Origin of the sequence: Lactobacillus huangpiensis (genome assembly GCF_019972815.1) — a bacterium.
Classification (GTDB): Bacteria; Bacillota; Bacilli; order Lactobacillales; family Lactobacillaceae; genus Lactobacillus; species Lactobacillus huangpiensis.
The window spans coordinates 108,845-135,125 of the sequence record NZ_BPPA01000002.1 but is presented as its reverse complement, the minus strand read 5'-3'; the positions used below and the strand labels follow the sequence as shown (position 1 = coordinate 135,125).

24 protein-coding genes are annotated in these 26,281 nt (G+C 36.3%); 2 read left to right on the top strand and 22 right to left on the bottom strand.

Annotated elements, in window-relative coordinates; genetic code table 11:
* Positions 1-28 precede the first annotated feature (28 nt).
* The 7 genes from ftsH to pth all read right to left on the bottom strand — a co-directional run bounded on the left by ftsH (position 29) and on the right by pth (position 8,753).
* Complete coding sequence (ftsH, locus tag LDM90_RS02460) at positions 29-2,287, bottom strand: ATP-dependent zinc metalloprotease FtsH (RefSeq protein WP_223896387.1); 2,259 nt, start codon at positions 2,285-2,287, stop codon at positions 29-31.
* A gap of 86 nt (positions 2,288-2,373) precedes the next feature.
* On the bottom strand, positions 2,374-3,630 hold the full coding sequence (gene tilS / locus LDM90_RS02455) for a tRNA lysidine(34) synthetase TilS (protein ID WP_198213024.1): 1,257 nt from the start codon (positions 3,628-3,630) through the stop codon (positions 2,374-2,376).
* Positions 3,620-3,985, bottom strand: a complete 366-nt coding sequence (locus tag LDM90_RS02450; protein ID WP_109586607.1) for a S1 RNA-binding domain-containing protein — start codon at positions 3,983-3,985, stop codon at positions 3,620-3,622. Before LDM90_RS02450 ends, tilS begins: the two co-directional genes overlap by 11 nt.
* Complete coding sequence (locus LDM90_RS02445) at positions 3,985-4,362, bottom strand: FtsB family cell division protein (protein WP_198213202.1); 378 nt, start codon at positions 4,360-4,362, stop codon at positions 3,985-3,987. The genes LDM90_RS02450 and LDM90_RS02445 overlap by 1 nt, the downstream gene beginning before the upstream one ends.
* A 74-nt stretch (positions 4,363-4,436) precedes the next feature.
* The gene (locus LDM90_RS02440; protein ID WP_034981430.1) at positions 4,437-4,679 is read right to left on the bottom strand and encodes an RNA-binding S4 domain-containing protein; all 243 of its coding nucleotides are present in this window, start codon (positions 4,677-4,679) and stop codon (positions 4,437-4,439) included.
* A gap of 10 nt (positions 4,680-4,689) precedes the next feature.
* Positions 4,690-8,184: a transcription-repair coupling factor gene (gene mfd / locus LDM90_RS02435; RefSeq protein WP_223896386.1), complete on the bottom strand. Its 3,495-nt coding sequence runs from the start codon at positions 8,182-8,184 to the stop codon at positions 4,690-4,692.
* A 2-nt stretch (positions 8,185-8,186) separates the two neighbouring features.
* A complete protein-coding gene (gene pth / locus LDM90_RS02430; RefSeq protein WP_223896385.1) occupies positions 8,187-8,753 on the bottom strand; it encodes an aminoacyl-tRNA hydrolase in 567 nt (188 codons plus the stop codon).
* A 222-nt stretch (positions 8,754-8,975) separates the two neighbouring features.
* Between pth and cbpA the strand changes: the two genes are divergently transcribed.
* Positions 8,976-9,683 carry a cyclic di-AMP binding protein CbpA gene (cbpA, locus tag LDM90_RS02425; protein WP_034981438.1) on the top strand — a complete coding sequence of 236 codons (708 nt, stop codon included), beginning with the start codon at positions 8,976-8,978 and terminating at the stop codon, positions 9,681-9,683.
* 54 nt (positions 9,684-9,737) lie between these two features.
* Here cbpA and alr read toward each other — a convergent pair whose 3' ends face one another.
* The 15 genes from alr to LDM90_RS02350 form a co-directional block, all read right to left on the bottom strand.
* Positions 9,738-10,865, bottom strand: coding sequence for an alanine racemase (gene alr, locus LDM90_RS02420; RefSeq protein WP_223896384.1), 1,128 nt, complete (start codon positions 10,863-10,865; stop codon positions 9,738-9,740).
* Between the two features lies 1 nt (position 10,866).
* Positions 10,867-11,220: a holo-ACP synthase gene (acpS, locus tag LDM90_RS02415; RefSeq protein ID WP_187153882.1), complete on the bottom strand. Its 354-nt coding sequence runs from the start codon at positions 11,218-11,220 to the stop codon at positions 10,867-10,869.
* Positions 11,221-11,298: 78 nt separating this feature from the next.
* A complete protein-coding gene (cshA, locus tag LDM90_RS02410) occupies positions 11,299-12,780 on the bottom strand; it encodes a degradosome RNA helicase CshA (RefSeq protein ID WP_223896383.1) in 1,482 nt (493 codons plus the stop codon).
* 10 nt (positions 12,781-12,790) lie between these two features.
* Positions 12,791-14,158 carry a UDP-N-acetylmuramoyl-tripeptide--D-alanyl-D-alanine ligase gene (locus LDM90_RS02405; RefSeq protein WP_223896382.1) on the bottom strand — a complete coding sequence of 456 codons (1,368 nt, stop codon included), beginning with the start codon at positions 14,156-14,158 and terminating at the stop codon, positions 12,791-12,793.
* Between the two features lie 131 nt (positions 14,159-14,289).
* A complete protein-coding gene (locus tag LDM90_RS02400) occupies positions 14,290-14,538 on the bottom strand; it encodes a type B 50S ribosomal protein L31 (protein WP_034981446.1) in 249 nt (82 codons plus the stop codon).
* A 115-nt stretch (positions 14,539-14,653) separates the two neighbouring features.
* Positions 14,654-15,499: a transporter substrate-binding domain-containing protein gene (locus LDM90_RS02395; protein ID WP_223896381.1), complete on the bottom strand. Its 846-nt coding sequence runs from the start codon at positions 15,497-15,499 to the stop codon at positions 14,654-14,656.
* Between the two features lie 10 nt (positions 15,500-15,509).
* Positions 15,510-16,250, bottom strand: coding sequence for an amino acid ABC transporter ATP-binding protein (locus LDM90_RS02390; protein WP_223896380.1), 741 nt, complete (start codon positions 16,248-16,250; stop codon positions 15,510-15,512).
* Between the two features lie 5 nt (positions 16,251-16,255).
* On the bottom strand, positions 16,256-16,933 hold the full coding sequence (locus LDM90_RS02385) for an amino acid ABC transporter permease (protein WP_034981451.1): 678 nt from the start codon (positions 16,931-16,933) through the stop codon (positions 16,256-16,258).
* Positions 16,914-17,573: an amino acid ABC transporter permease gene (locus LDM90_RS02380; RefSeq protein ID WP_223896379.1), complete on the bottom strand. Its 660-nt coding sequence runs from the start codon at positions 17,571-17,573 to the stop codon at positions 16,914-16,916. Before LDM90_RS02380 ends, LDM90_RS02385 begins: the two co-directional genes overlap by 20 nt.
* A gap of 367 nt (positions 17,574-17,940) precedes the next feature.
* The gene (locus tag LDM90_RS02375) at positions 17,941-18,849 is read right to left on the bottom strand and encodes an L-lactate dehydrogenase (protein WP_223896378.1); all 909 of its coding nucleotides are present in this window, start codon (positions 18,847-18,849) and stop codon (positions 17,941-17,943) included.
* Positions 18,850-19,001: 152 nt separating this feature from the next.
* Complete coding sequence (gene rbsK / locus LDM90_RS02370) at positions 19,002-19,916, bottom strand: ribokinase (RefSeq protein WP_223896377.1); 915 nt, start codon at positions 19,914-19,916, stop codon at positions 19,002-19,004.
* Positions 19,917-20,041: 125 nt separating this feature from the next.
* The gene (locus tag LDM90_RS02365; RefSeq protein WP_223896376.1) at positions 20,042-20,512 is read right to left on the bottom strand and encodes a PTS sugar transporter subunit IIA; all 471 of its coding nucleotides are present in this window, start codon (positions 20,510-20,512) and stop codon (positions 20,042-20,044) included.
* An 11-nt stretch (positions 20,513-20,523) separates the two neighbouring features.
* On the bottom strand, positions 20,524-22,236 hold the full coding sequence (locus LDM90_RS02360; protein ID WP_223896375.1) for a glycoside hydrolase family 3 protein: 1,713 nt from the start codon (positions 22,234-22,236) through the stop codon (positions 20,524-20,526).
* A gap of 17 nt (positions 22,237-22,253) precedes the next feature.
* Positions 22,254-23,699, bottom strand: a complete 1,446-nt coding sequence (locus LDM90_RS02355; RefSeq protein ID WP_223896374.1) for a PTS transporter subunit EIIC — start codon at positions 23,697-23,699, stop codon at positions 22,254-22,256.
* Between the two features lies 1 nt (position 23,700).
* Entirely contained in the window at positions 23,701-24,564 is an 864-nt protein-coding gene (locus tag LDM90_RS02350) for a PRD domain-containing protein (protein WP_223896373.1), read from the bottom strand.
* 288 nt (positions 24,565-24,852) lie between these two features.
* Here LDM90_RS02350 and LDM90_RS02345 point away from each other — a divergent pair, with 288 nt between their 5' ends.
* Positions 24,853-26,160, top strand: a complete 1,308-nt coding sequence (locus tag LDM90_RS02345; protein WP_223896372.1) for an APC family permease — start codon at positions 24,853-24,855, stop codon at positions 26,158-26,160.
* The last annotated feature ends 121 nt before the right edge of the window (positions 26,161-26,281 follow it).

Sequence of the window (26,281 nt, the reverse complement as noted above, 5' to 3'; positions counted from 1 at the left end):
AGAGCCTAATTGTAGGCCCTATTAAATATTACTCTTGAGGATGATCATTTTCATTATGTGACTGATCAGTATCATTAGAATTTTGCTTTCCGGTAGAATCTTCATTTTTAGATTCTGAAGAATTTAACTCATGCTCTTTTTCTTCTTTATCTAGCTCTGATTCTTTTGGAAATTCATTCTTTTCCGGATTCTCAGGATTACTTTCCTCTGCTTCTTCGTTCTTTTGTGCAGGTGATTCTAAAGAGTTATCTCTTTCTTCCTGTGCTTTTTCAGAATTTACGATATTCTTTTTCTGAGAATGATTTTCTTTCTTTTCAGCAGCAGCTTTAGCCTCTTCATAAGTTGAAGCCTTCGATTCGCTAGGATATTCCTGCTCAGTTTTTTCTGGCATCTTTCCAGTTGTGTAAAGAGACATAATCTGCTTTTCATCTAGAGTTTCATACTTAAGCAGAGCTTCAGCAATAATGCGATGTTTTTCGCGATTATTTTTCACAATCTCAACTGCTTTAGCGTGAGCTTCGTCAAGTAACTTCTTAACTGCTTCATCAATTTTAGCAGAAGTTGCCTCACTATAAGGTTTAAAGCCGTACGGATTGGTTTCGCCTTCTTTTTCCAGTTCTACCATACCTAATGAGTCTGTCATTCCGTAATTAACTACCATACTGTGAGCAATTTGTGTTGCTTGCTCGAAGTCGTTAGAAGCACCAGTTGATTGATCACCAACTACTACTTCTTCACCAGCACGTCCACCCATTAAGCCAACGATTTGTTCCATTAACTGTTTCTTGGTTAACAGGAATTGATCATCTTTAGGCAACATCAAGTTATAACCACCTGTCCTGCCATGAGGCACAATAGTTACTTTACGAACTGTTCTTGAATCACTTAAAACTAACCCGCAAATAGAGTGACCTGCTTCATGGAAAGCAACTCGACGTCTTTCTTTTTGAGAAATCAAGCTATTTCTCTTAGCAGGACCGGCAATAACACGATCTTCTGCTTCATCCAAATCTGCAGCAGTAATATTTGTACCATTGCGTCTTGCCGCAAGAAGGGCAGCTTCGTTAAGTAAGTTAGCCAAGTCTGCACCGACAAAACCTGGCGTCTGGCGAGCAATTTCCTTTAAGTCAACATCATCAGCCAACGGCATATTCTTGGCATGAACACGTAAAATAGCTTCACGACCGCGAACATCAGGAGTTCCAACCAAGATTTTTCTGTCGAATCTGCCAGGCCGGAGCAGGGCTGGATCCAAGACATCGGAACGGTTAGTAGCCGCAATAACAATTACGCCTTCATTACCTTCAAAACCGTCCATCTCAACTAACAACTGGTTTAAAGTTTGCTCACGTTCATCATTGCCACCGCCACTAGCGTTGCCACCACGTCTACGACCAATGGCATCAATTTCGTCAATGAAAATAATACTTGGAGCATTTTTCTTGGCATTAGTAAATAGGTCACGTACACGACTAGCACCAACACCAACAAACATTTCAACAAAGTCAGAACCTGAAATTGAGAAGAAAGGTACATTTGCTTCTCCCGCTACGGCACGAGCAAGCAACGTTTTACCAGTACCCGGAGGACCCTCAAGTAAAACACCAGACGGAATTTTAGCACCAAGTTTGGTAAATTTAGCTGGATTCTTTAAGAATTCAACCACTTCTACTAATTCCTGCTTCTCTTCTTCTTCACCAGCAACATCGGAAAAACGAACTTTATTTTTTTTGGGATCCTCAGGTTTAACGTGAGAGCGACCAAAGTTCATAATTCCACCGTTGCCACCTCGGCCACCGCCACTTTGGCTAACCATCATCCAAAGCATAACGATGAAGAGAATAGTCGGTACAAGCATCACAATTGTAGAAATCCAGTTTCCAGACTGTGACTCCCCTTGAGTCGTCATCTTAGTGCCGCTCTTCTGAGCTAATTCTTGCACATTAGAAACGCTCGAATCGTTTTGCAACATTGTAGTTGAAAAACGCGAGACTTTTGATCCTGAATTGCCGTTAAAAAAGTCAAAACTGTTTTTTGACTGGCTTTTACTTTCCTGTGTTTCCTTATAACTGCCTGAAACAGTATAAACACCATTTGCAGGCTGAACGTTAAAATTCTTAACTTTTCCTTTGCGCAAATCACTGACAAATTCGGAGTAGCTAATATTTTCACTGCTACCAGAATTATCTGATCCACCAAGTGCCCAGTTGATTCCTCCTAATAGCAAGAGGAAAACAACTATATAGAAAAGACCATTTGAAAACAGCCGATTCCGGTTATTTTTCATAAAAAACCTCCACAAAGTTTCTAGAGATATACGAATAAAAGTTTATCACAAATTTAGATTGTGCTCTAATAATTTAAAATTTCTTATTAAATGTCTTCGTACAAAAAGTAATTCGTATCATTTGAACTGACCAACTGATTAGAATACGTTTTTTCAATAAAAACGACTTTATCACCAACATAAATAGTTAAGCAATAGGGGCGCAATATATTTGGAATACTACTTTGAGCAAATTTCTTCTTACTTTTTGTATGATTGCCATTTTTCAGTAACAATTTCGCCCCAGGTTTGATTGGACCTACCCTAATTTGTTTTTGATTTTCTGCAACAAATTGGCCAATTAATTTTTGGGACTTTTCTGGCTTTAGTGAAATCAAAAATTTACGATTATTAAAAGAAAACTTTTGACCCACATCGACTTTTTGGAATATTGGTAAAGAAGGTAATTCATTAAAAAGATAAAAAAAGCCTTGATACACAACTAAAGTGAAATTGGCTAAATTCTTATTAACGCGCTCATGCCATTTATGCCAAATAAAGTTCTGCCAAAAAGCACATTTCTCATCACTGGTCAAACCTTCTAATGTGCTTATATGCAAACGGTAAGCTATACCTAAAAATGGTTCCGGTTGCTGCAATTGAGCAAAACTTTTATTTGCTATTGTAGTTAGCAAACTGACTTGTTCGCTAAACCTAAGAGCATTTTGACCTACTTGCTTGTTTTCTTTTTTGAGCAAAGGAATTACATGGTGCCGCAGCTTATTTCGCAGAGTGTCATCTTCGTTGTTAGTCTTGTCAATCACGTAAGATATTTGTCGTTTCTGGTCGTATAACAATAAGTCCTCTTTTTTCTCACTTAAAAGTGGCCTTAATAAAGTCATGCCTTGAACTTTGCCAACTGCCCTTAAACTATTCATTTCGTTAGGATTACCAGAGCGTATAAACTTGAGCAAAATATTCTCAAGCAAATCATCCATATGATGTGCTGTTAATAAGTAATCGCCCTGATGTTGCTGCATCACTTTTACCAAAAAATTATAGCGGTACTTTCTGGCAGCAGCTTCTATCCCAGTAGCAGGATGTAAATTTTGAGGCCAAATTCCGTTAACTGACTGAATGCCTTTATTCACGCAGTACGCAGAGATCACTTTTTCCTCTTCCAAAGAATCAGGTCTGAGCTGGTGGTCTAAATGGGCTGATATCAACTTAAAATGATATCGTTTCTTTATTTGATATAGCAGATCAAGCAGGGCTAAAGAATCTGGTCCTCCGCTAACTGCAACAACAAGGGTTTTACCGGTTAATGGCAAATGATTTTCTTTAAAAAAGTTATCAATTTGCATAACTAATCAAATCTTTTTCTAATTTTTTGATTTCTTTTTTAGCATCAGATACTGTTGTAGACAATACTCTGGTAAAATCAGCTTTTTTAGTGTCTGAAAAAGAATTAGTATGATCAATTAAATCGGGATCATTAACTCTCATTTTAGAGAGTCCAATTTTACCTTTATAGTTATGAATAATTACTAGTCGTATCTGTTCACCAATATGATAATTATTCTTTTCACGCAGCCAATTATTGCCAAAATCACTATGGTGAACTAACCCCGTCTTATGATGAGAAAGCGTAACAAAAATGCCTAAGTCATTAATGTTATTAATAGTTCCTGTCACTCTCTGTCCAACTTGGTATTTCATTAATTATTATTTTTTCCTTCAGGTAAATTGTAAATTGTTTCGTTTGGTTTAGAATACAAAAACTTGAACCGCACTAGTTTAGCCACGTAATCAGTATCTTTCAAATCGTTTCTTTTTGTTATCAAAACCTGCTTTTGATTGTTTATTTTTTTAAGAGCCTTTTTAGAAGTTTGTACTTGACTATTAATATGCTCAGTTTGAGCATGACTAACTCCAATTTGTACTCCTAAAAATGCGAAAATAGCTACAAAAACTGCGATAATACGATTTCGCCTAACACGATGTACTTCTTTTTCTCTTTTTTCCTGTTTACGTTTCAGACGAGCAACCTGCTCTTCTGGACTAAGTGAATTATATATCCGTGGACCGTTCATAATTTTGACCTCTATTACCAAAACAAATATTATTTTAATTATAACAAGACCACTTATAAATGTCATTAAAGATAAAACTAATTTATCAATTCGTATAGTTCACTTGCTTCGGCTTTTTTCGTAGTTTCTTTAATAGCGCAGACTTTTGCTTTGACTTCTTTCGAGCCATATCCAACTTCAATAATATCTCCAATTTTAACATCGTAGCTGGATTTTACTACATGGTCATTTACCTTGATTCGACCTTGATCTGCCATTTCTTTAGCTATTGGACGCCTTTTAACTAATCTTGAAACTTTTAAAAATTTATCAATTCTCATTTCTTTCTCCTTATTTTTGTATGATATCACTGACTGCTGACATAAATGTTACTAAATTAGCAAATAGTTGCCGGTGCTTTATGTTTTCGGGTAATTCCAGCAATACAACTAGTCTCTTAACTGGAGAGAGACTGATTTTAACCTTATATGATACATGTTCTAGAGCTTTGAAAATATTTGGACCTTGCAATTCATTAGACGCCTCTTTAGCAAACTCAACTTTTACCTCATGATCATTAACTTTAGTAATGTTGCGTGCTTGAGCCAAATCTGCTTCAGCTTTTAGTTGTGAAACAGCTAGCAGATTTTCAACTGGCTCAGGATAATTGCCAAAACGATCAATTAATTCATCTTGAATTTGTTCGATATCATCAGTACCAGCCGTTTTGATCTTTTTATAAAACTCTATTTTTTCCTCCTGGTCGCTAATGTAGTCATCAGGAATATATGCTTCGAGTCCTAAATTGATTTCAGCATTACTTTTTTTAACTTTCTTTTTACTTTTACGGTTTTTAATTGCATCAGACAGCATCTGAGAGTACAAATCGTAACCTACGCTGTCAATAAAGCCATGCTGCTGTGCACCCAACATATTGCCAGCTCCACGGATTGATAAATCTCGCATAGCAATTTTGAAACCGGAACCCAGTTCAGTAAAATCGCGAATAGCATCCAATCTTTTTTCACCGACTTCTGTTAATACTTTATTAGGCTGGTATAAAAAATAAGCATATGCTAAACGAGCACTGCGTCCGATTCTGCCACGCAATTGATAAAGCTGACTTAAACCATAGTGATCTGCATTTTCAATCAACATAGTATTGACATTAGGCATATCAATACCAGTTTCGATGATTGTTGTTGTAACTAAAATATCAAATTCTCTGTTTAAAAACCGATACAAAATATCTTCCATTTGATTTTTGCTCATACGGCCGTGGACACTAACAATTCTAGCACTTGGCATTAGATTCTCTAATTCTGTTACTACGTCATCGATGTCACCGATATGGTTATGCAGGTAAAAAACTTGACCACCGCGCGCAATTTCTCTCATACAAGCTTCCTTAATTACACTCGGTATTTGTTCCATCACGTAGGTTTGAATAGGATAACGATTGGATGGTGGAGTTTCCATGACTGACAAGTCTCTCACGCCAATCATTGACATGTGCAAAGTCCGTGGAATTGGTGTTGCAGTCAAGGTTAAAACATCAATATTTGCTTTCAGTTCTTTTAGCCTTTCTTTATGCTTCACGCCAAATCTTTGTTCTTCATCAACAATGAGCAACCCTAAGTCTTTAAATTTTACATCCTTTGAAAGCAATCGGTGCGTACCCATCACTAAGTCAATTTTGCCTTGTTTCAATCCTTCTGTTATCTTTTTAGCTTCAGCAGGTGTTTGAAAGCGAGAAAGAACAGCATAATTGACAGGAAAATTTTTAAACCTGTCCTGAATCGTTTCATAATGCTGCTGCGCCAAGATTGTTGTAGGTACTAAAAACGCCACTTGCTTGTTATCTTCTATTGCCTTAAATGCTGCTCTTAAAGCAACTTCTGTTTTTCCAAAGCCTACATCCCCCACAAGCAAACGATCCATCGGTTTTTCCTGCTCCATATCGTGCTTAATTTCTTTAATTGAGCGCAACTGATCAGGCGTTTCAACATAAGGAAAAGCATTTTCGAATTGTCGCTGCAGGTCATCGTCTTTTGAAAAAGCAAATCCCTTTTCTGATTCTCTTTTTGCATACAAATCAATTAAGTCATCGGCTATATCTTCAACTTTAGATTGGACCCTGCTTTTTGTCTTAGCCCACTCACTACCGCCAAGTTTATTGACGTGTGGTCTCTTGCCCTCTGAAGAAACGTATTTTTGCACCAGTTTTAGTTGATCTGCTGGAACAAATAACTGATCACCGTGCTGGTAAGTAATGGTAATATAATCTCTTTTTACACCATTATTTTCTAAGGTCTTTATTCCCTCAAAACGTCCAATTCCGTGATTAACATGAACAACATAATCTCCTGGCTTTAGTTCAGTGTAACTCCTTAATCTTTGAGCATTCTCCATAGTTTTGATTCGTCGACTATGGTGAGTTACCTTATTAAAAAGTTCTCGCTCAGTTAAATAAACCAGATTATTATTAGGCAAACTAAAGCCGCTGGCAAAACCGCCAACCTTAATTTGAGTTTGATTTTCCACTAAATTATTTGACTGTACGATGGGGACATCCATGCCAAACTCAGCCATTGTTTGACTAATTTGTTTGGCTCTTTTGCTGTTATCGGCTTGTAAAATTACTGTCTGATTTTTTTTCTGATATGACTCTATTTCCGACTTGATCAAAGGCATTTGGCTGAAAAATTGCTGAGGTTCTCTAGTCTGCCAATCAAATAACTGTCCTAGTTTTATACGGCCGATACTGCGCTGAAATAACGAAAAATAAATATGATTATGTTTGTCTTGTGACCAATTTTTATGAAAGTCACTGCGCAATTCTTGTCCCGGAATCATTGCTCCTGTTTTCAATTCATCGTCAATGAAACCTGCGTTTTGTTCATCGACAGACTTAACAGACTGCTCAATTAAAGGCCAGTCATCCAGCATTACTATTCCTGAATCTGACAAGTAATCTAATAGATTTTTAGGTTCAGCTATTAAAAAATCTGCCAAAAAAGCGTAATTTTGCGGTAAAGATCCATTTTCCAAAGCATCTAAGGATTCTGAAAAATGATTATTAACATCTTTTTCAGGTGCAGGAGAATCTGCTATAGCTTTTCTTATCTTTTGTGCTGCTTGTTTGAAATTATTAGCTGAAAAAACTCGATCTTGGGCGGCAGTTACAACTAATTGGTCAATTTGCTTTTGACTACGTTGACTAGTTAAATCAAATTCCTTAATGGTATCAATTTCATCACCAAAAAATTCAATTCTAACAGGGTTTTCTCTATCAAGAGGATATATGTCTAAAATATCTCCTCGTAACGCAAACTCTCCTGGTTTAACCACCAGATTTTCGCGGTGAAATCCTACTTGCACAAGCCAGCTAGTAAGTTCAGCCAGGTCATATTCATTCTCTGAAACGAATTTGCGTCTTGCTTCCTTATATTTTTCCGGAGCAGACAACTTGTATTGCAATGCCTGGGGTGTGGCAACGATAATGCCCGGTTTTTGACTTAGTAAAAAATTAAGTGCTTGAATGCGGCTGCTTAATTCGTCAGGTGAAGTGACAGCAGTTTGAGTTGCAATTGATGCGTCAACCGGAAAAATTTGTATGCTCTCTTCAGGCATAATAGCATCTAATTCACTGTAAATTTTTTGCGCCTTATTTTCGTTTTCTTCAAGCAAAATTAACGGCTCATTCAAAGTCTTTACTATTTGGCATAAAAGCAAGTCAAAAGCACCGGCATTTGCTCCGGTGATTAAAGAATTTTTTACTTTGCTAACATTGGAAATAAAATTTATCAGATCATGATCTTTTTCTAAAATATTTGTTAAACGCATCTTTAATTATATTTGTTCATTAAATACTGTGAGCTTTTTCCAGCAATAAAGTCAGTTATAACTTCACTTGCTTTCGTAAAAGCTGCATCCATCAACTTTTTTTGTTCAGTATTAAATTGTGATAAAACCCATGAAACGACGCTGGCTTCTGTAACATTATCTGGATGTCTAATACCAATTTTCAACCTGTTAAAGTCGTTAGTGCCCAGATCACGTATAATACTTTTAATACCATTATGACCTCCGGATTTGCCATTTGCACGTATGCGGATTTTCCCTAAAGGCATGTCCATATCGTCATGAATAATCAAAATATCTTGTGGATCTACTTTAAAAAAGTGGGCAAATTGCGCAACAGATCTTCCTGAATCATTCATAAAAGTTTGTGGTTCCAGTAAGATAACATCAGTGCCAGCGATCTTTTGCTTCGTATACTTTCCTTCAAACTTTTCTCTTTCAAGGCTTAACTTATTTTCTTGTAAATAATGGTCTAAGGCCATAAAACCGGTATTATGTTTTGTTCCATCATATTTTTTACCTGGATTGCCTAGTCCTGCTATAATTTTCATCTAATTTCCCCTTATTTTTTATCGTAATAATGATAGCACAATCAACAGATTTAATTTTTTCAAAGACTATTACACTTTGATTTCATTAACTAATTTAGCTTTTTAAATTGTACCGCAAGTGCTAAAATCTATCTGAATAGTTATTTTCCTTTCATATTTATTTAATCCCTGATTTGTTTATGATATAATTGTTGGGATTATTTTTACAACGGAGGCAGTTTCATGCTTATCAAATCTTTAGTTAGAAAAAAAGATTATTTAACTACAGTTAACGAACACGCTACGCTTGAAGAAGCATTAAAAATTCTGGAGGATTCCGGGTTTAGATGTGTACCGATTTTAGATGATACCGGCACTATTTTCCGCGGTAATATTTATAAAATGCACATTTACCGCCATAAATCTCAAGGTAAGGACATGAGCCTGCCAGTTACGTATTTATTAAAAAATGCTACGAAAACTATCAAGGTTAATTCACCATTTTTTAAAGTTTTCTTCACAATTAAGGATTTACCTTACATTTCGGTTTTAGATGAAGAAAATAAATTTTATGGCATTCTAACTCACTCGAAATTACTTGGTATGTTATCAGAGGCTTGGAATATAAAAACAGGGTCCTACGTACTTACTGTTTTAACTGATGATTCACAAGGAAATTTGGCAAAGATGACTAAAATCATCAGTAAGTTTTGTGCCATAGCTGGTGTAATGAGTCTTGACGCATCTACAGCCGGTGAAACAAACAATGCTGTGAGACGTATCTTGTTTACATTACCGGCAGGACTTACTGAAGATACCTTAAAAGAAATTGTTAGGCGGCTTGAACGTAAAAGTTATGTAGTTGCTGAAATTGAGGATCTTCAAGCTGGAATGACACTGATGAGCGATGAAAATCCTGGTGTTTATATCAATCAAGAAGATAACAATTAAATATCATCATTATAAAAAGCACATCAGCTTGATGTGCTTTTTGCTTGCCTATTATTAATTATAGTATTTTCGCGGCAAACGATCATCCAGTAAACAGGCAACTTCATAATGAATAGTGTCAACATAATCTGCTGCTTTTTTGATACTGTTTGGTGCATCTGGATCATTTGAAATCAAAACTACTTTTGTTCCCACAGGCATTTCATAAGGCAATTGCACCATCAATTGATCCATGCACACTCGACCAACTATGGGACAATACTCAGAACCCACCTTAATTTTGAAGCCCTGAAATTTACGAATAAAGCCATCAGCATATCCAACTGGTACTGTACCAATAATTTGATCTTTATCAGCAATGTATGTAGATCCATAACCCACACCCTGTCCCTTATGAATGGTATGAACCTGCACCAGCTCACTAACAAAGGACAATGCCGGCTTTAATTTAATTACGGTCTTTAAATCAGGACTTACTGGATTTGATGAAGGATTTAAACCATAAATACCAATACCAAAACGCACCAAATCACTGTGAACTTTCTTATCAAATACACTGGCTGCAGTGTTATCAACGTGAATCCATCTTGGCTTTAATTTCAACAAACTTTTAAAATGATCAAATCGGTCAACTTGGCTCTGAAAGTATGAATCATCGCTGCTGTCTGCAGAAGCAAAATGTGTGAACATCCCTTCAACGTTAAAATTTGGATTATTCAATAAAAAATCGTTTGCAGCAATAAATTCTTCATCCTCGCTAAAGCCAATGCGTCCCATGCCAGAATCCACCGCTAAGTGAATTTTTAATTGCAGATGGTTCTGACTTAGTTCTGGTTCAGCTCCTTGCAGCCATTTTAAATTCGGAACTGTCAAAGAAATACCATTGACAGCTGCTAGCGAAGCGTACTTTTCAGGAGTCACGCCCAAAACTAAAATTGGCTGGACTATTCCAGCTTGTCTTAGTTCTATGGCTTCATCCAAAATAGCAACGCAAAACCCGCTGGCGCCGACTTTGACTGCTTCTCGAGCTATCCGTACTGCCCCATGACCATAGGCATTTGCTTTAACTACAGCAAACAACTTTTGTTCAGGTCTTAAATGCTTAATTTCTTCTTTGATATTCTGTCTGATTGCAGCTAAATCAACATATACCGCTGCAGGTCTATGAATTCCAGGAACCATTTTATTTCTCCAAAACAATTAATGTAACTATTTCATGTCTATCATGAGTAATACTGGGGAAAATCTTGCCGTTAAACTTAGTCGATGTTGTTATGGGGTGCCCTAATTCATCCCACAATGTTTCTATATCTTGCAAGCCTATACCTTTGCCAAATCCTGTTCCAATAGCTTTGACAAAGGATTCCTTGATAGAAAAGCGACCTCCCAAATATTCGGCTTTACGTCTGCCTGAGAGTTTTTGGTACTGCTCAAACTCCTTAGGAGTTAATACTTTACGAGCAAAATTATCTCCTTTAGCAATAATTTTTTCTACACGTCCAACTTCAACAGCATCAATACCGACTCCAACGATCATTTTGTTTTCCTCTTAATATCAAAAATATAATACTAAAAAAGAGTTGTAAATTGCCACAACTCTTTTTTAGTAAAAACGTTAACCTTTTTTATTTTTAATAACGAAGTTTTTGCCATTACCAGAACGGCGTGAATGCCCTCCACGGTAATTGCCACGCCCGCGACTGCGGTCGCCGCGATAGCCACCACGACTGCTTTTACCGCGACTATAACGGCCACGACCACTGCGACCGCTACCTTTATAAGGAAGAGGTTTTTCAGAGCTAATTTTAACCTCTACATTCGAAGAGTCCTTAGACAAGTTCTTCAAAAAGGCGGACACCAAATCGACAGCTGAATAATTTTCCAACAATTCATTTGCGTCATCAGTATACTTTGTTAAATCCTCTTTCATTAGATCTTCAATCTTAGACTTAGCAACCTTAAGTTGACCACGCAAAGCCTGATCATCAGATGGCGGACGTAATGGCGTCATCTTTTTCTTAGTTAACTGCTCAATTGTCCTCATATAGCCAATTTCATTTGGCGTAACAAAAGTTATGGAACTGCCATTTTGACCAGCACGGCCTGTACGACCAATACGGTGAACATAAGAATCTGGATCTTGTGGTATATCGTAATTGTATACATGTGTTACACCGGAAATATCCAGACCACGTGCAGCTACATCAGTCGCCACTAAAATATCCAATTTTCCGGCACGGAATCTTTTTAACACAGTAATTCTACGTGCCTGTGATAAATCGCCATGAATCCCTGCGGCATTATAACCACGTGCCTGTAAGCCTCTGGTAACCTCGTCAACGCGCCGTTTGGTTCTGACAAAAACCACTGCCAAATCAGGACTTTCAACATCAATCAAGCGGCACATGATGTCAAATTTTTCTGAATCTTTAGCACGCACAAAATACTGGTCAATTAAGTCAGCAGTCAATTCTTTAGTCTTAATGCGCACAATTTCAGGATTGTTCATGAATTTTTCACTAATGTTCAAAATTGGTTTTGGCATTGTGGCACTAAATAATAAGGTCTGTTTACGGTTCTTAACGTAACTCAAAATACTTTCAATGTCTTGGATGAAACCCATGTCTAACATTTCATCAGCTTCATCTAAAACAATGGTATTAACATTTTCCAAATCAATCGTTTTACGTTTTAAATGATCAAGTAAACGTCCCGGTGTACCTACCAAAATTGCTGGTACATGATTTTTAAGAGAACGAATTTGACGACCAATATCGGCACCACCATAGACAACCTGAACTCGCGCATTCTCGTCACGACCAAGTCTGAAAAGCTCTTCTTGTGTTTGAATAGCTAGTTCACGAGTCGGTTCAATAATTAATGCCTGAATTACTTTATTGTGCTTATCTAAATTTTGCAAGATAGGTAAAGCAAAAGCTGCAGTTTTACCTGTACCTGTTTGAGCCTGTCCAATTACATCTTTGCCAGCTAAAGCTAAAGGAATAGTTTGTTCCTGAATTGGCGTAGCTTCCTCAAAGCCTGAACGCTTAATTGCCTTTAACAGCTCATCTTTTAATCCTAATTCTGAAAATTTCACAAAATTCTCCTTATCTAAGCCGTTCTACTACTTTTTCCAGGTGCATCCCATGCGAACCCTTCAAAACCACAATATCGTTCGGCTTTATATCATTTTTCAAGTCAGTAATCATATGTTGCATTTGATCTTGGGTATAATAATGCAAGTTTTCCGGTTTATAACTCTCTTTAAGTACAGCTGCTAAATTTTTCATCTCTGTACCAAATAAATAAACTTCATTAATTACCTGGGGGTCGAGACAATCTGCCAGACCAGCATGAAGTGCAGCCGACCGGTTTCCTAATTCTAACATATCACCCAGAACAGCGATTCGCCGACTACCTGCTGGAACCTGAATCTGACCAAAACTGGTTATCACAGCACGGACGGCAGTAGGATTAGAGTTATAAACATCGCTCATGATGTCTTCTCCAACGTCACCTTTTTCCCATTCCATTCTGTCAGCCGTCGGAGTAAATTTTTCCAAAGCAGTAGCTATTTCTTCATCACTTTCACCAAAGTGCCTGCCGACACAAAGAGCAGAAAGTGCATTAGAAACATTGTGTTTACCAATCATAGGTATAGTAAATTTATGATCAGAGTTATTAATCGTAAATGTAGCATGATGTTTGTAGCTGCGATAGCCTGTTGCATAAACTGTATCATTTTTTGCAAAACCAAAGGTAACTTTTGCCTGTGTTATTTTATCAGCTCTTTCACGCAGAAGTGGTTCATCACCATTATATATTAGTTCGCCATCTTCACGTAAAAAATCGGTAATTTCCATTTTAGCATCGGCAATTCCTGCACGCGAACCTAAAAATTCAATGTGTGCTTCGCCAATCATGGTGATAACTGTAACGTCAGGATGGGTCAATTCACTTAGTTTATGCAATTGTCCCGCATGATCCATGCCCATTTCTAAAACCAAGATTTCTGTATTTGGCTTCATGTCTAAAATAGTCATGGGTACGCCAATTTCATTATTGAAGTTGGCATCAGTTTTATGAACATTAAATCTCTTTGCTAAAACAGCTGCCGTCATATCTTTAGTAGTGGTTTTGCCATTTGATCCGGTAATACCCACAACAGTAGGGTTAACTTTATTTAAATAATACTGTGCTAGTTCCTGCATGCTAGTTAACGGATCATCAACTTCTAAAACTGCAATACTATCAGGTTTATTAGGATGATCCTTTTGCCACAATGTAGCACTTGCTCCGTTGCTAATTGCACTATTGATAAAATCATGACCGTCTCTATCGCCTTTTAGCGGTACAAATAAACCGCCAGCAGCGATTTTTCTAGAATCGAAGGCAATAGAAGTAATAACGGTCTGATCATTGCCTTCACACTTTGAATTTATTGCTTTGGCTATTTCTGCCAGTTGCATTTTCATCTTTTTATCTCCTAGCCGAAAAGAGTTTTTTGCTAAAGTAATAATTATACTCCTTATTTAGGTAGTATAACAATTATGCTTTACATAAAAAAGCAGCCCCAATGGGACTGCCTTCCACCAGATTGAAGATATTACTTGTTGTTCATGCCATACTTCTTGTTGAACTTTTCGATTCGACCATCGGCCTGAGCAAACTTTTGCTTGCCAGTGTAAAATGGGTGAGAATCTGAAGTGATTTCAACACGAACTAGTGGGTAAGTTTTACCTTCATAATCCACTGTTTCCTTTGGCTTTAATGTTGAACCAGCAACAAATTTAGCACCAGTTGCTGAATCCATAAAGACTACTTGTTGGTAATCTGGATGAATATCTTGTTTCATAATTATTACTCCTTTGCCATGACTCCTATTTCAAGTCATAGATTAATCGATTAACGTTTAATACCTTATCATTTTTGATAATAAAATTCAAGACTTATTTATTATAGCAGCTGCATCAATTTAAAACAATGTCGCTCGGCTTAACTTCTTTACCAAAGTATGGTTTGAGTTCCTTATTATAATCATCAGTAAAGAATTTTTTATTTGCTAATTTAGTAATTTCTTTATTCGTCCAATTTAAAAGAGACTTATTACCCTTTTTGACCGCAGGAGAAATGAATTGATTAGGTCCGATGTTTTTAATTCCAACAGTGTAATTAGGATTCTTCTTTACCCAAGCATAAAGATATGAATTATCATCTGCTAAAGCCGCAGCACGTTTGTTTTTAAAAGCGTTGAATTGCTGCGTTTTAGAGTCAAATTTCAACAAGTCTACACCGCCCTTTTTGGTAAAGTAATTTTCTGCTGTTGTGCCCTTGTTGACAATCAAGTTTTTACCCTTTAGCTGAGAAGCGTTTGTAATCGGTGCATTCTTAGGAGAAATAACTCCAACTGATACCTTCATATATGGCTTAGCAAAGTCAACAACTTGTTTACGCTCAGGTGTTTGTGTAAAGTTAGCTAAAACGATATCAGCTTTATTTGAATTAAGAGTATCTACGCGATTATTCGCATTAACCTGGGTAAATTTCACTTTAACACCCAAATCCTTAGCCATTTGACGTGCAAGACGCACATCATAACCAACACGGTTGCCATGATCATCAACCCAACCATAAGGAGGCAAATCACCAAATACGGCAACTCGTAAAACTCCCCGCTTTTTAATCATAGTCACGCTGCTTTCATTGGCATTACTGCTATTATTTTTTGATGACTTGATACCAAAAAATGCGGCAACTGCAATAATTAAAACTACTAAAACACCAATAATAATATTTCTGCTTTTATTTTTCTTCATTATTTACTCCTTAAAAGTCCATACTAGTCAAGAAATCACGAGCACGATCTGTTTGGGGATGTTCAAAAAATTCTTTACCAGGTGTATTTTCTAAAATTTTTCCTTCTTCTAGAAATAAAACCTGATCTGCTATTTGGCGTGCAAAGTTCATTTCGTGGGTAACGATAATCATTGTCATATGATCAACACGGGATAAATCAGTCATAATTTGTAAAACTCCCCGAACCATTTCTGGATCAAGAGAAGCGGTAACCTCATCAAAAAGCATTACTTCGGGGTGCATTGCCAATGCTCTGACGATAGCAATTCTTTGTTTTTGTCCACCAGACAATTCACGAGGATAAGAATCAACGTATTTTTCCAATCCTACTCGTTTTAACAGCTGCAGAGCCTCTTTTTTGACTTCTTCTTCAGATCTTTTTTGTACTTTTACTGGTGCCAGCAAAACATTTTCGAGAACCGTAAAGTTAGGAAACAAATCATAACTTTGAAAAACCATGCCGATTTTTTGGCGTAAAGCCTGCCAATTTTTAGCATCAGTCTCAATCTTTTTTCCTTTAAAGTAAAGTGAGCCACTTTTAAAATCTTCCAAGCCGTTTAAGCATCTAATTAAAGTACTTTTACCAGAACCGGAAGGACCTAATAATGTCAGCACTTCACCTTGATGAAGCGTAAAACTAATATCATGTAAAGCTTGCCAATCACCATAAAACTTGTTTAGATGTTCAACACGTAAAACTTCTTTTGTCATTTATCTCACCTGTCCTGCTTTGCTGCTAGCCGTTTAGACCATACTGATAATGGATAATCTATTATGAAATATAAAAAGAAAATCAGACCGTAAATCCAAAAAACAGCTGTCGGATATTTTTGGTTATTAGCTTCAATAATCTGTTGTCCAATCGCGATGACATCCATAATACTGATCATCATTAATAAAGAGGTAGTTTTAATTACTCTTGTAGCCAGATTAATAGTTGCCGGTAACTCAAGCTGCACGGCTTGGGGTAATAAAACGTAGCGAAAAAGTTGCACTTTGCTCAAGCCCAAAGCTAAACCTGATTCTTTTTGAGCGATAGGAACTGATTCTATTGCTCCACGAACGATATCACTAAACTCAGCAGCAACCCATAGGGCAAATGCTAAAACTGCCATCCAACTGGCAGGCCAATTGATGTGAAAGCTGCGCGGTAAAATATAGTAGAACAAAAATAATAGTACGATGGTGGGAACTATCCTGAAGAATTCCAGATATAGCCGCAAAATAAACCGAATTATTTTATTGGGTAAAGTGCGCAATACACCAAGTAATGTACCTAAAACAAGACCAATAACCAGACTAACACCTGCAATCCAAACGGAAGTCCACAAGCCTTGCAAAATTCTGCTAAAGTTATTGCCTGCAAAGAAAACATTAATCGCCGAATGTGCCATAGCGTACCTTCCTTTCTAAATAATTTAAAAGTAAAATAATTGGAATTAAAATAATTGCGTAGGAAATCACCAAAATTAACAAATACTCATTTGTCCGGTAGTACATTCCAATTAAGTCCAGAGCTGTATTGGTTAATTCAGGAATAGCAATTACTGAAAAAATAGAAGTCTCTTTAATCAGGAATATAATATTTGCTGTTAAGGCAGGCATACTTAGCGCAAAGCCTTGCGGAAAGACTACATAACGAGCTAATTGCAAATTGTTCATCCCTAAAGCCTTACCGTCATCAATCTGTGTTGCACTGACACCGGCAAATCCACCAGTAAAACCTTCAGCCATATATGCTCCACCAAGAAATACCAGACCAACAATTCCGCATGTTTGAGCTGACATTTTTAGCCCAATAACTGGAAAAGCATAGTATAGGAAGAACAATTGAATTAATAAAGGTGTATTTCTTGCTAACTCTACATAAGCTGTTATTAGTTGACTCAAGATTGGTACTTTAAAATATTGGATTAAACTGCAGAAAACTCCCACCATAATAGAAAGAATTATTCCAACAGCAGACAACCAGATAGTCAGTTGAAAAGCTTTTGCAAAAATAGGCAAACTTTGATTAATAATTTGCCAGCTCATTTTTAACCTCCCCTGCAGTACTTAAAAGGACTCATAAGTCTACTTATTTGTCACAGTAGTTCTAACAAAACAAAAGGCCTGCGGATACTTTATTCGCCGGTCCTAAATACTTATTGTTTTAAAATGGGGCGCGAATACTAACAGAAACAATTATTTTGCAAATGATCTAATGAAATACATTTCTTTTCAATTCTTTGCATTTGTCTCATTAAGTGCACTTCTTTCTAAAACAACTATCAGTGTTTCTTATGCTATGCTTTTACTTACTTTTTGTCAATGACTTTGCTTAATATTACTTTCATTTTCTATTTTTTGGCTAATAAAAAACGCGCTTGTTTAGCGCGTTTGGTCTATTTATTTTATCTTCTTATGCCTGTGATTTTTCTTTAATTGCCTCAGCAGATTTTTCCAACAAATTTTCTTCAGCTGGAGTTAGCTGTAAATTAATTTTGTGAACTATGCCTTTTCGACCCACAATTGCAGGATAAGACATGTAAGTACCATACTTTTCCTGATAACTTGATACAGGCAACTCTGTACGTGAATCTGTTAAAACGGCTCGCACAATTCTCACCGCAGCAGCCGAAACACCATAATTAGTGTAATGCTTGCCCATAAAGACATTTTGACCACCAAATCTGATTTCATCTTCTAAGTCACTTGGCTGCCATGATTCATTTTTAGCCAATTCAGTTAATGACTGTTCAAATACTTTTACTGTTGACCAGGCTGTAAACTGAGTATCACCATGTTCACCCAATGCAAAACCACTTACAGAACGAGGATCAACATTAAACTTTTTAGCAACAACTTTTTTCATTCTTGCCGTATCAAGTAAAGTACCAGTGCCCAAAACATGTTCCTTTGGCAAACCAGTTAGCTGTTGGTAAAGACTGGTTATTGCGTCTACAGGATTAGAAATAACAATCAGAATACCGTTGAAGCCACTATTTTTGATAGATTCAGTTATCGGGCTTAACTGTTTTTTATTATATTCAAGTTCTTGGAACCGGTCACCCTTTGTTTCTAATGATATTTTTCCTAAAGTACTAATCACAATGTCAGCGTCTTTTAGTGCATTATAATCATTAACAATGATGTTGGTATGATATGGCAGGTTGGCCATTGCATCTTCAAAGTCAATTGCATCAGCGTTAACTTTGCCCTCATTAACATCGATCATTACTAAATCATCGACTAAACCTGAAATAATCAATTCATGAGCGACGGTACAACCAACATGACCGTCTCCAATAATACCTATTTTTGTTGTCATAATTAATTGCCTTTCTTTTTAAAACTGTTGAAATATCTCAGCAAACTCTCAATTACTCTTTTATTATACTAAAGATAGAGTTTAAAAAGGCGTTTTCGCTATACTAAATAAAGTAATCTTAATTTCTGAAACTTAAATTCAAAATTAAGTCGTCATTTACCAACTTTAATATCTTTTGCATAAGGAATTGAGGGCTGAGCACCATATTTTTGCACAGTAATTGATGAAGCTTTATTAGCAAAAAGAACTGCATCTTTTAAGTTAGACAAATCTGGCTGCAATATACTGGTCATTGCACCAATAAAAGTGTCGCCAGCAGCTGTAGTATCAACAGCCTTGACTTTAAAAGCTGGAATCAGTTCTCTTTTATCCTGATAGTCATAGAAGGCACCTTTAGCACCGATTGTGATAATAACTGTTTTTACGCCCTGATCATGTAGATTGGCAGCAGCCATTTGCGCAGTTCTTTCATCAGTCACCTTAATCCCAGTGATGGTTTCAGCTTCTGTTTCGTTTGGTGTAATGATATCAGTAAGCTTCAACAAATCAGCAGGGATTTTATCCATTCCAGGAGCTGGGTTTAAAATTGTTTTTACCCCCGCCTCATGAGCAATTTCGAAACCTTTAATTGTTGCAGCAAGTGGTGTCTCGAATTGTGCAATAAGAAAGTCAGAACTTTTAATCAAAGCTTGATTCTGCTCAACTTCAGCCGGGCCAAAAGCATAATTTGCACCTGCATATATAGTAATTGAATTCTGACCACTATCATCTACTGTGATAAACGCTTGTCCAGTTGATTCTTTTTTAGCTGTGATAATACCTTGGGTATTAATGCCTTCACTCTTAAGTAAGCCCAGCATCTCTTTTCCTGGTGCATCGTCACCTACACCACCAATAAAGCTAACTTCACATCCTGACCTTGCCGCAGCAACCGCCTGATTTGCACCTTTACCGCCTGCAGCTGAATAGTGTCCGGAAGCATGTACAGTTTCACCTGGTCTAGGCATCTGTTTTACGCGCAAATTAGTATCTAAATTAATACTGCCAATAACTGTAACTTTATTCATTTAAACTCTAAAACCTCTTAATTAGCATAATTTTCAAATAATTTATTTCTACCAAAAATAATAACACATTTGAAATTACCCTCAAATGTGTTATTAATTTTATTTATGTATATCCCCTAAAATATTTATTTAGGTAAAGATCCAATCTCTGTTTGTGAATTAACCTGACTCATACTAGTTTGATCAAAATCAATATTCTTATTATTTAAAAAGATCACAATTACATCTGTTTCCTTGCCCGCTTCTTTTGCTTGCTTAAAGTCGAAATTGGCAAGTAACTGACCTCTTTTGACCTTATCACCCTTCTTTATTTTAATGTTAAAAGGGCTTCCGTTAAGCTCAACGGTGTCAATACCCATGTGAATCATTATTTCTGTTCCATTTTTACTTTCAACGCCAATAGCATGTTTGCTTGGAGCCAACATGGTTATAACCCCCGTAATTGGAGAATAAATCTCCGTATCTGCAGGAACTACCGCAAAACCATCACCCATTTTTTTAGAAGCAAACAATTCATCATTAACTTCATCAATTGTTTTAAAAAGACCTGAACATGGGGAATAAATAGTTTCGTTTCTCTTAAAAAAATTAAGCATATTTTTCCTTCCTATATATGTGTATCCCAATAAGTGCAGAATGCATTAACTGGACTCTTACCTTTAAATGGAGATTTACCTAATAACTTATCTACTAAAATTGCTGGAACATATTCATTTGCTGTATAAGCATTGATATATGTTTTTACCATTGGAACATCTTGCAAATGGTATGGATTAGCGATTGAAATAAAAATAGTAGGGATTTCGTGTACAAACCAAGGAACGTTATACCCCATTGGCTTAAGCCAATTTAACCTGACAGTTGTTTGATTGCTGGCTGTTTTAACATTGGCAAAATATATTACAGTGTCAAACTTGGCTTTTAGCTCTTTGACGGATCCATTAACCATTAAATCCTTTAAATTTTCATTTTCAGGATCAAATACAGTTACATTAAACCCTTCTTCTTTCAATCTTGATATAAAAATACTTGAAACAGGCGGTTTGCCACTGGCACTAACAACATCACCTATAACGAAAACAAGAATTTTTTTGTTTTTCTGCAATGTTAAAGGTAGAACATCCTGCTTGTCTTTAACTAAAGTAATTGATTCATCTGCTAATTCTTTAGCCCATTTAACATGTTCTGGACATTTTAAAACTTTTAAAGCCTCTTTTTCAGGAACCAAAGTATTATTTCTTTGCTTTAAAAACAAGTGTAATGCTTCTTTAGTAGCTAATACTCTAGTAACAGCATCATTTAATCTGTCTGTTGATATTACGCCATTATTCACTGCATCCAGCACAAAATTAAAATCTTCATCCAAATCTCTGGTAAATAAAAGCATGTCGCAACCAGCATTAATTGCTTGAGGCAAAAGCTCTGCTCTTTTTCCTTGTGAACTAAAACCTGCCATATTAGTAGCATCACTTGAAATCAAGCCATTGAACCCCAGCTTTTCTCTTAGCAATTTTTGAAGCAATTCATATGATAGAGAACCAGGATAAATATCTTCATCTTTCACATCTGGATTAAAGTATCTGGTATAAGCAGGTTGATAAATGTGACCGGCCATTAAAGTCAGTGCTCCATTATCAATCATAGCCTGGTAGATCTTGCCATAGGTTTTGTCCCAATCAGAAACGCTTAGTGAGTTAACTGATGTCAGAAGATGCTGGTCGCGGTCATCAACGCCGTCTCCTGGGAAATGCTTAATTGCGACTGCCATACCCGAACTTTGGCATGCTTTCATATATTCCTGGGCCATTGATATGACAGTATCAGGATTATCACCGTATGTTCTAACATTTATGATCGGGTTAGCAAAATTTTTATTAAAATCTACAACTGGAGCAAATGACCAATTACATCCCACAGCGCCGCCTTCACGAGCAGAAATTAGTCCTAAGCGGTATGCGTTCTTTTTATCATTAGAAGCCGCTACTTCAATTTGTCTGCCGTAAAATGTCCCGTCAGTACCTATACCGTCTCCACCAGATTCAAGATTGGCTCCAAGCAGTAGCGGTATTGGAGAAACTTCCTGAATATAACGTTGCAAAGCCTGAATGCTGGAACTCTTTTGTGGCCGAAACATCATGCCACCAGGCCGATAGTTCTCAATAACCTCTTTTATTTCTTGTTCGGTTGAATAATTGCCCAATAAGCAAAATAATTGACCTACTTTTTCTCTGACTGTCATCTTAGACATGATCAATTTAATATTATCTATCTGTTCATCTTTCAAGTAGAATGGATTGCCCTTTAAATTTATTTCGGTCATTTGCAATGCTCCTTTTCTTAAATATTATTTGTTTGCTTTTTTGGTTTGCAAAAAATGAGGGTTAAGCAAAATGAAATTGCCATGGAAATTAATACTACTATCACTGCGCTAATAATACCGGAAAAATTAGTAGCATTAGGAGAAAGGAAGCAAGGAAAAGCAAATATACCTTGTCCACCCATTTGATAAAATTTAACTCCCATTAGCATTGCTAAAATGCCACCTATGGCTGAAGAAATACAACTAATGAAAAATGGCTTCTTCAGTGGCAGTGTCACACCGTATATTGCAGGCTCAGTAATCCCAAAAATTGCTGGGAAAATTGAAGCAATAGTATTGCGCTTTTGCTTAGTGTCCTTAAGGATCAAAGCCAGTGCACAAAGTGCTGCAAGCTGAGTAAAAGGACAGGCTATATTGGCGGCAAAAATAACATCAAATTTTTGTGTTGCTAAATTATTCAGTACTATTGGGATAATGGCATTGTGTACACCAAAGATTACCAATATTTGCCACGTTCCTCCGATAAAGGCACCTAATAAAATTGGACTAAGTTTATATAACTCTTTTACAATCCAAGCAATAATATCTGACAACCAAATTGATACTGGACCAACTATTAATAAAGTCAGTGGCACAATTACCAATATGGTTATTAATGGTACCAGAAAATTCGCAACGGATGCCGGACTGATTTTTTTCGCAAAACGTTGAACATAAGAAGCTGCCCAAACTGCTAGGATAATAGGAATGACAGTTGAAGTATAGTTATTTAACAAAACAGGTATATGTAAAAATGTTAAATATGCCTTAGTTTCAAAAATTGTACCCGACAAAACTGTTGCTGCAGCTTTTCCTGACATTGCTTGTATCAAAGTTGGATAAATAATTGCCGTACCAATAACAAGCGATGTCATTTGATCAACATGAAATTTTTTACCAGCAGTAACCGCTAAAAATACTGGGAAGAAGTAAAATAATGCATCTCCAATAGCGTACAAAATAATATATGTGCCATCTGTATTCTTTAAGACACCCGCTGTAGTCAAAATTGCCAGTAGTCCCTTAACCATACCGCTTGCACATAAAACTCCCAAGATTGGCACAAAGATACCAGATAAAAGGTCAACTGCTTTATCCCATAATGATTGTTTTTTATCAATTAACTTTGTATCTTCCTTCAGTGTCTCTTCGTCTGCTAAATTTTCTCCTCCGCTAAAGTGATAAAGGCTATTAATCTCATCAAAAACTGATTCTACGTGCATGCCAATCACTATTTGATATTGTCCGTTAGCCTGGATCACGTCAACTATTTCTTCGTTTCCTTTAAGGGCCTCTGTATTTGCCTTGTTTTCATCTTTTAAAACAAAGCGTAAGCGGGTAAAACAGTGTATTAAAGAGACCACATTGTCCTTTCCACCAATATTTTTTACTATAAATTTACTCAATGAGGTATACTTTCCCATTTTATTTCTCCTTTGAGATTATGTTTTTCAACATATTGTGAATATGAAGTACTAAATAGGCGCGTTCTTCCTGATAAATGGTGATGCCAAATTTTTGGGCAAAGTCATCACTAAGACCGTTCACACAATCTTTTTCCCTTTGATATTGTTTATCAGACAAAACAACTAACAGAGAAGAATTAACGTCATTTTCTTTATAATCATTATCTAAAATTCGTTGGGCAAAAAAGCGAACATGAGTATCAAAGCGCTGATAATACAGTGGATCTGCTTTCTCAGCAAAATCAATTTTAAAATAATTAAAAACGTAATTCGTAACCCAATGAACTATCTCAACTACACGATAACCGTTAAAATCTCCCTTATTTTCCAACTCACTGTTCACTACATGTAAAGCAATTGTGGCTGCTTCATCTTCAGCCAAATTGCAACCAGTCATATTACGAATTAATTTGATACCAAAAATACCAACTTCAAATTCTTGAGGATAAATTCTTTTTATATCTAAAATTAAAGGATTTGAAATTTTAATTCCTTTTTTAGCCTGCTCAACTGCTCTGTAAATATGATCAGTTAAAGCTACTATCAGGCTTTGATTCAACTCCTGCTTTAATCTTGATTTTGCTTTGTCAACTATGTCATTAGCAATTGCATAATATTCAATTGGTATATTAACCAACAACTTTGCCATAGCTGAGGAGATCTCTTGAGGCAATACTGGAAAATAATATTCTATTTTGCTTTCATCAACTTCATCGCCAACATGTTTTCCGAAAGCTATACCTCGTCCTGTAACAATTAATTCTTTTCCTTTGTCGTCGACTACAAAAGAGACGTTATTGTTAATCCCACGCTTAATAAACACTCAATTCTCCTCCCTTCAATAAAAAATAAAAACCTGCTTGCACACAAGAACCAAATTGATGATTTAAATTGTGTGACAAACAGGTTTAGCTTACTTAATAATCATTAGTAATAACTATCCGATAGTCATGTTTATTTTACCCGATCAAAAAAGGTATGTAAATACAAAATAGCAAATATTGCGTAACGCTTTCAGAAAAGATTTTTTAATTTTCAAATCATCATCTTTTAATTTTGTCTACCAAAGCATATAATTATTTTTATCATTCAATTTAAGTAAGGTAAAAATATGAAGAGACAACTTAACTTTTTCGCTGCTTTAGCAACTGTCATGGGTACCATGATTGGTGGCGGGGCTTTTTTCAAAATTGCTAACATTTCGGCTTTAACTCATAATGCCTGGCTAAGTATCATAGTGTGGCCCTTTGCCGGCTTAATTACTCTAATGGCAGGATTAAGTATAGCTGAATTGGCATCAATATATCCCAAAGATGGTGGACCTGTCAGATATCTGGAAGAAATATACGGTCCCAAAGTTGCCTTTCTGTTTGGCTGGTCATTAATAATTGTCTATTATCCAGCAAATATCGCCGCACTTTCAATCGTATTTGCGACCCAACTAAAAGAAATACCACATTTCAAAGATTTATCCACTACAGTGATTGCTCTAATCGTGATGCTGGCGATACTTTTAATCAATTGGATCGGGTCAAAATTGAGTGGTCAGGTACAAAAAATAACTTTGGTTATTAAGCTATTGCCGATTGCTGCAATTATAATCTTTGCTTTGTTTTATAGTGGACCCAATCAGCTGACAGGTGCCCCAGCGCCTAAAATAACATCTGCTTCAGGAGCAATGGCCTTCGGACAGGCTCTTTTAGCTGTGCTTTTTGCTTATGATGGCTGGTTAAGTATCGGTAATTTAGCCAGTGAAATAAAAAATCCCGCAAAAACTTTAGCCAAAGCTATTATTTGGGGACTTTTAGGAGTAACGATTATTTACACTCTTCTTAACTGGAGTTATGTTAGAGTCATTCCTTGGTCAAAAGTTGTAGGTAACCAGACAACTGCTCTACTTACCGCCAAAAAATTATTCGGCAGCGTGGGTGGTACTTTGGTTGCTACAGGAATTTTAGTTTCAGTGTTTGGTGCCATTAATGGCCACCTTCTTTTAGGATCCAGAATGCCTTACGTTTTAGGCAAAGAAAAGAAATTGCCAGCTGCAAGCTTTTTCAGCAAATTAAATTCTAAAACAATTGTGCCTACCAACAGCATGATTTTTGAATGCGTAATTGCTACCATTATGATTTTTTCTGGTACATTTGATTCATTAACAAACATGCTTGTTTATGTTTCCTGGATTTTTTCGATTTTATTATTTTTAGGTGTCCTTATCCTACGCAAAAGGCAACCAGATCTTTTACGACCGTACAAAACTCCTTGGTATCCTCTTCCACCTATTCTTGGGATCTGTGGTGCTTTATTTATTGTTGTTACCACTACGCTAACCCAGCCACTTTTGTCACTTACAGGTATTTTATTGACTCTTAGCGGCTGGCCTGTTTATGTTTATGTGCAAAAGAGAAATCAAACTTAATTAAAGTATAAAAATCTATATTAAAGACTTTTATAGAACAAAAAATATAGCCTTGGAGTATTTTCTATTCCAAGGCTTTTTAATGCTAAATCAATATTAGTTATATTATCAATAAAATTGA